The sequence below is a fragment of the Streptomyces sp. genome (assembly GCF_031181555.1).
GTDB lineage: Bacteria > Actinomycetota > Actinomycetes > Streptomycetales > Streptomycetaceae > Streptomyces > Streptomyces fimbriatus.
The window spans coordinates 15,391-21,677 of the sequence record NZ_JAPSKQ010000051.1 but is presented as its reverse complement, the minus strand read 5'-3'; the positions used below and the strand labels follow the sequence as shown (position 1 = coordinate 21,677).

The window sequence follows — 6,287 nt, the reverse complement described above, 5'->3', positions numbered from 1 at the left end:
GGACGCGGTCGCCGCGGACGTCCGGGGTGTCCGGCCCGGCGATCTCCGGGTGCGGCGCGCACCCGTACGCAGCAGACTGTAATCGCCCCTTAACCCACGGTGGTGCGGCGGATCGGCGCACCCGGCACAAGGTCTTCCGGAGGTTGAACATGGCACAGACGGTGCGGCAAGTGATGACCGCTCCACCGGTCGAAGTCAGTCCCCAGGCCTCTGTCGTCGAGGTCGCCCGCCGTATGCGGGACGAGGACATCGGAGCGGTCGTGGTGGCGGAGGACGGCCGTCTGCGCGGGCTGGTGACCGACCGGGACCTGACCGTGCGGGTCCTGGCCGAGGGCGGTGACGTCACGGACAGGCGCGTGCAGGAAGCCTGCAGCGCGGAGGTGGTCACGGTCTCCCCCGACGACCCGGTCGACCGGGCCGTCGAGCTGATGCGCAGCAAGGCGGTCCGCCGTCTGCCGGTGGTCGACCGCGACCGCGTGGTCGGGATCGTCTCCCTCGGAGACCTCGCCGTCGAACGCGACCCCGACTCCGCGCTGGGCGACATCAGCCTGGCGGATCCCAACGCCTGACGCCTCCGCCACGCCGAAGGGCCCGAGGTTGCACCACGGATCACGGCCGGTTCCCCGACCGTGTCGCCCGGGGTGTGCCGGCCGGCGGACGGCCGCGGCCCTTCACCCGCCCACGAACCGGCAGCGCCCGAGGGGACACCGTGAACAACGATCACCGCAAGGACGCGTATCTGCGGCAGTCCGGTCGCAAGGAGGTCACCCCGCGGCAGCGGCGGCGGCTGAAGAAGAAGAAGGCCAAGCAGGACAAGTCCTGAGGACCCGCTCGCGCGGTGCCGCGCGGCCGGGCACGGGCGCTGTCGGTCAACGCTGAGCAGGGGCCCGTGCCCGTGCGGCCCGGCCGCCGGGCCGCCCCGGTTGTCGGCGGGCTGTCGGTGGTTTGTCGGTGGCGGCTGACAACGTCGGTGCCATGACGCGAACAGACAAGCAAACCGGCGGCACGGGCAGCGCCGTCACCGTGCGGGGGCTGGTCAAGCACTACGGCGAGACCAGGGCGCTGGACGGCGTCGACCTGGACGTGCGCGAGGGCACCGTGATGGGGGTGCTCGGGCCGAACGGGGCCGGCAAGACCACCCTCGTGCGGATCCTGTCCACCCTCCTCGCCCCGACCGCGGGACAGGCCACCGTCGCCGGGTACGACGTGGTCCGCCAGCCGCGTCAGCTGCGCCGGGTGATCGGGCTGACCGGGCAGTACGCCTCCGTGGACGAGAAGCTCTCCGGCTGGGAGAACCTGTACCTCATCGGCCGGCTGCTCGACCTGCCCCGCAAGCAGGCCCGGGCCCGCGCCGACGAGCTCCTCGAGCGCTTCTCGCTCACCGAGGCGGCCCGGCGCCCCGCGGCCACGTACTCCGGCGGTATGCGGCGCCGGCTCGACCTGGCCGCCTCGATGATCGGCCGGCCGGCCGTGCTGTACCTGGACGAGCCGACCACCGGACTGGACCCCCGGACCCGCAACGAGGTGTGGGACGAGGTCGAACGGCTGGTCGGGGACGGTGTCACCGTCCTGCTGACCACCCAGTACATGGAGGAGGCCGAGCAGCTCGCCTCCGAGCTGACCGTCGTGGACCGCGGCAAGGTCATCGCGAGCGGCGGCATCGAGGAACTGAAGGCCAAGGTGGGCGGCCGTACGCTGCGGATCCGCCCGGCCGACCCGAGCCGGCTGCGCCCGCTGGCCGGCGCCCTCGACGAGCTGGGCATCACCGGACCGGCCGGCGCCACCGTGGACGCCGGGCGGGAGGCCGTCCTCGTGCCGATCCTCAGCGACGAGCAGCTGACCGCCGTGGTCGGCGCGGTCACCGCGCGCGGAATCACCCTCAGCTCCCTCACCACCGAACTGCCCAGCCTGGACGAGGTGTTCCTGTCCCTCACCGGCCACCGCGCCAGTGCCCCGCAGGACACCGTGCCCGTCGACGCACGCGAGGAGGTCGCCGTATGAGCGCCACCACCCTGACCAGTGACCTCCGCACGGACGCGCGCATCCCGCTGCGCGGTCATCTGCGCCACACGGGCGCGCTGGTGCGCCGCAACCTGCTGTGGATCCGGCAGGACCCGGAGTCGATGTTCGACGCCGTGCTGTTCCCGATCGTCTTCACCCTGCTGTTCGTGTACGTCTTCGGCGGCTCGATCGGGCAGTCGCTGGGCGGCGGGCAGGAGGCGTACGTGCAGTACATCGTGCCCGGCCTGATGGCCATGATGGGCATGAACATGGCTCAGGGGGTGGGCACCGGCTTCAACCAGGACTTCAACACCGGGGTCATGGACCGCTTCCGGTCGCTGCCGATCGGCCGCGGCTCGGTGCTGTTCGCCAAGATCTCGGTCGAGATGGTGCGCATGCTGATCGCCACGGCGATCCTCATGGTCGTCGGCGTCCTCGTCGGCTTCGACATCACCGACTGGCCGGGGCTGTTCGCCGCCGTGGGGCTGTCCGCGGTGTTCGGTTCGGCCCTGATGTGGGTCTTCCTCACGCTGGGCGTGGTGATGAAGAACGCGCAGTCGGTGCAGGCCATGGGCTTCCTGGTGCTGATGCCGCTGCAGTTCGGCTCGTCGATCTTCGCGCCGCCCCAGTCGATGCCCGGCTGGCTGGAGGGCTTCACCGAGTACAACCCGCTGTCCTCGCTGGCGGACGCGGCCCGCGGGCTGATGGTGGGCGGCCCGGTCGCGCAGGACCTGTGGATGACGCTGGCCTGGTCGGTGGGGATCACGGCGGTGATGGCACCGATCGCGATCCACAAGTTCCGCACGAAGACCTGACCTCCCCGGCGAACGCGGAAGCCCGCCGGCGGGGGCGGCTCACCGGGTCCGCACGACCGACGCGGGCCGCATGCCCCGCCCTGGTCCGCACGACCGGCAGGGGTGCGCATGCCCCGCCCGGGCGGCACGTGGCCCGTCCGGGTGTGTCAGAGCAGGGTGGTGGCCTTCTCCAGGGAGAGGGCCGTGCCCTCCGTGTACGCGGACTCGTATGCCGCGTCGCCGAGCGCCGCCCGGGTCCGCTGCTCGGCGCGTTCGCGCACCTCGCGCTCCGTGTGCGCGAGGACGTGCCCGGGCGGCAGCCCGGTGTCGGCGGCGCCGAGGCAGCGGGCCGCGTCACGGGCGCGGTGTCCGCCGTCGAGTCCGGCGAGGGCGGCCGCGCCCATGGTGAGGTACGCCGAGCGCATGTGGGGCGCGAAGGCCACGGACAGCGGGTCACCGGCCCGCTCGATCGCCTCACGGATGATGACCAGCGCCTGCTCGTCGTGGCCGTCGGCCACCTCCAGCCAGCCCTCGGCTCCGAGGATGAACGCGTCGAAGACGACGTAGTGCGCGATGCGGAACTCCTCGCGCAGTGCCCGCAGTTGCTCCCGGGCCTCGGTGGTCCGCCCGGTCGTGCCGAGCCAGCCGGCCAGGAAGAGCCGGGCGGCGGGCACGGCCTCGCTGTGACCGCGGCGCGTGTGGTCGATGACGTCGCGCAGCAGCCGCTCGCCGCGCTCGGCGTCCCCCGCCTCCAGCAGCACGCTGCCCAGGCGGGCGGAGAGCACGGCGATCTGGGCGCGGGCGCCGAGGCGTTCGGCGTGTTCGATCGCGGCCTCGTAGTCGGCGGCGGCCGCCGCGTACTCACCGCCGCGTTCGCGGGCCTCGCCGCGCGCGGAGAGGGCCTCGGCGGTGCCCCAGGCGTCGCCGAGGCGCCGGTAGATCTCCAGGGACTCGTCGGCGTCCCGCCGCGCGTCACCGGCCCAGTCACCGCGGTTCGCGAACAGGTTGGCGCGCATCTGGAGGTTGGAGGCCAGCTCCCACTCGAATCCGGGGGTGTCCCGGCAGGTGCGGACGGCTCCGTCGACGACGGTGCGCAGCTTGTCCATGTCGCCGGTCAGCATCACGGCGAACGACCAGAGCATGCCGGGCGAGCGGCAGGTCTGCGGCAGGCCGGGCTCGTAGGTCGCGGCGATGATGCGCAGCTTGTGCTGCGCCTGCGGGGTATGCCAGTCGTCCAGCTCGGTGTCCATGCAGGCCAGATGGGCCAGATGCACACCGCGCCGGGCCTCGGCGAGGAGTTCCCCGGTCATCGGGGGCGGGGTGTCGGTGCAGCGCTGCCAGAGCGGGGCGGCACGCCGGACCGGTTCGGCGAACGGGTCGGGGCCGAGGGCCATGACCTCGCGGCACCAGTTGCGGGCCTCGATCCGCAGATCGCGCATCTGCCAGTAGCAGGCCAGTGACAGCGTGAGGCACAGCGCCTCCTGCTCGTCGCGCAGGGCCAGGGCGTGGCGCAGGGCCGTGCGCAGGTTCTCGTACTCCCGCTCCAGACGTTCGATGGCGGCGAGTTGGTCCGGGCCGCGCAGCAACGGGTCGGTGGTGCGGGCGAGTTCGCGGTAGTACGTCAGGTGCGCCCGCTCCGCCTCGGCGCGCCGCCCCGCCTCGTCGAGCCGCTCGCCCGCGTACTCGGCGACGGTCTCCAGGAGCCGGTAGCGCATCCCGCCGTCACCCGAAGGGGCGGCCACCACGAGGGACTTGTCGACGAGGGAGCCGAGCGCCTCGAGTGCGACCGGTCCGCACACGGCCTCGGCGGCGGCGAGGTCGCAGCCGCCCGAGAAGACCGACAGCCGGCCCAGTACGTCGCGTTCGTCCGCGTCGAGCAGGTCCCAGGACCAGTCGACGACGGCCCGCAGGGTCTGCTGGCGGGGCCGGACGGTGCGGCTGCCGGAGGTGAGCAGCCGGAAGCGGTCGTCGAGCCGGTCGGCGATCTGGCGCGGGGTGAGCATCCGCAGCCGGGCGGCGGCGAGTTCGATGGCGAGCGGCAGTCCGTCGAGGCGGCGGCAGATCTCGGCGCAGGCCGCCGCGGTTTCCTCGTCGGCGTCGACACGGAAGCCGGGGCGGGCGGCGGCGCCGCGGTCGGCGAGCAGCCGCAGCGCGACCGGCTCGGGCAGCGGCTCCACCGGGCGCAGCAACTCCCCCGGTACGCCGAGGGGTTCGCGGCTGGTGGCGAGCACGGTCAGGTGGGGGCAGCGCTGGAGCAGCGCCTCGGCGAGCCGGGCGGCGGCGTCGACGACGTGCTCGCAGTTGTCCAGGATCAGCAGCATGCGGCGGCGGCCGCAGTGCTCGGCGAGCCGGTCCACGGGGTCGTCGTGCCGGTCGGCGACGGCCCGTATGCCCTCGGCGCCGGCCCCGTACAGGACGGTCTCACGGGCGCCGACGGCGGTGAGGACGGCCTCGGGGACGGCGTCGGGGTCGTCGACCGGGGCGAGTTCCGCCAGCCAGACGCCGTCCGGGGTGGCCTGCCGGACGGTCTCGGCGGCCTCCTGCGACAGCCGGGTCTTCCCGGCCCCGCCCGGTCCGAGCAGGGTGACCAGCCGGGCGGCGGCCAGGTCCCGGCGGATGGTCTCGATGTCGGCCTCCCGGCCGACGAAGGACGTCAGCCGGGCCCGCAGGTTGCCGGGCCGCGGGGTCCGTGGCGGCTCCGCGGCGGGGGCGGCCGTGTCGCTCAGCAACTCGGCGTGCAGCGCGCGGAGTTCACCGCCGGGGTCGGCACCGAGGCGGTCCGCGAGCAGACGTCGTACGTCCTCGTAGGCGGCCAGCGCCTCGGCGGTGCGGCCGGTGTCGCGCAGGGCGCGCAGCCGCAGGGCCTGGAGCGGCTCGTCGAGGGGGTGGCCGTCGCACAGGGCGGTCAGCTCGGGCAGGGACTGCTCGGCCTGTCCGAGGGCGAGTGCGGCGGTGTGGCGGGCGCGCAGCGCGTCCAGGCGCCGGGCCCCGGCGCGGGCCGCCTCGGCGGTCCGGTCGGGGAGGTCGGCGAGGACGGGCTCGCGCCACAGGGCGAGGGCGTCGTCCAGCAGGGCGCCCGCCTTGGCGGGGTCCCCGTCGGCCAGGGCGCGCAGACCCTCGCCGGACAGCCGCTCGAAGCGGTGCAGGTCGATGTCGTCGGGCGAGGCGGTGAGCCGGTAGCCGCCGTCGGCGGAGGCCACGGCGTCCGTGCCGAGCACCCGGCGCAGCCGCCCGACCAGGGCTTGCAGCGCCCCCGTGGCGTCGGCCGGCGGATCACCGTTCCAGACCTCGTCGACCAGCAGGCGCGCGGGCACGGCGCGGCCGGCCCGCAGGGCGAGCACGGTCAGCAGCGCGCGCAGCCGCGCCCCGCCGACGGGGACGGCGCTGCCGTCGGGGCGGAGTGCCTGCGTGGTGCCGAGGATGCGGTAGCGCACGGGGTCCATTGTCTCCGGTGGTCCGATGCCGGTCACAGGCCGGGGCGGGGTGCCGACC

At 74.3% G+C, this 6,287-nt stretch carries 4 protein-coding genes; 3 read left to right on the top strand and 1 reads right to left on the bottom strand.

Features of this window, described 5'->3' with window-relative positions:
* Positions 1 to 149 precede the first annotated feature (149 nt).
* The 3 genes from RIM90_RS13470 to RIM90_RS13460 all read left to right on the top strand — a co-directional run bounded on the left by RIM90_RS13470 (position 150) and on the right by RIM90_RS13460 (position 2,816).
* Complete coding sequence (locus RIM90_RS13470) at positions 150 to 569, top strand: CBS domain-containing protein (RefSeq protein WP_309060908.1); 420 nt, start codon at positions 150 to 152, stop codon at positions 567 to 569.
* Between the two features lie 406 nt (positions 570 to 975).
* A complete protein-coding gene (locus RIM90_RS13465) occupies positions 976 to 2,001 on the top strand; it encodes an ATP-binding cassette domain-containing protein (RefSeq protein ID WP_309060907.1) in 1,026 nt (341 codons plus the stop codon).
* Positions 1,998 to 2,816, top strand: a complete 819-nt coding sequence (locus tag RIM90_RS13460) for an ABC transporter permease (protein WP_309060906.1) — start codon at positions 1,998 to 2,000, stop codon at positions 2,814 to 2,816. The genes RIM90_RS13465 and RIM90_RS13460 overlap by 4 nt, the downstream gene beginning before the upstream one ends.
* A 146-nt stretch (positions 2,817 to 2,962) precedes the next feature.
* Here RIM90_RS13460 and RIM90_RS13455 read toward each other — a convergent pair whose 3' ends face one another.
* On the bottom strand, positions 2,963 to 6,238 hold the full coding sequence (locus RIM90_RS13455) for a BTAD domain-containing putative transcriptional regulator (RefSeq protein WP_309060922.1): 3,276 nt from the start codon (positions 6,236 to 6,238) through the stop codon (positions 2,963 to 2,965).
* Between the last annotated feature and the right edge of the window lie 49 nt (positions 6,239 to 6,287).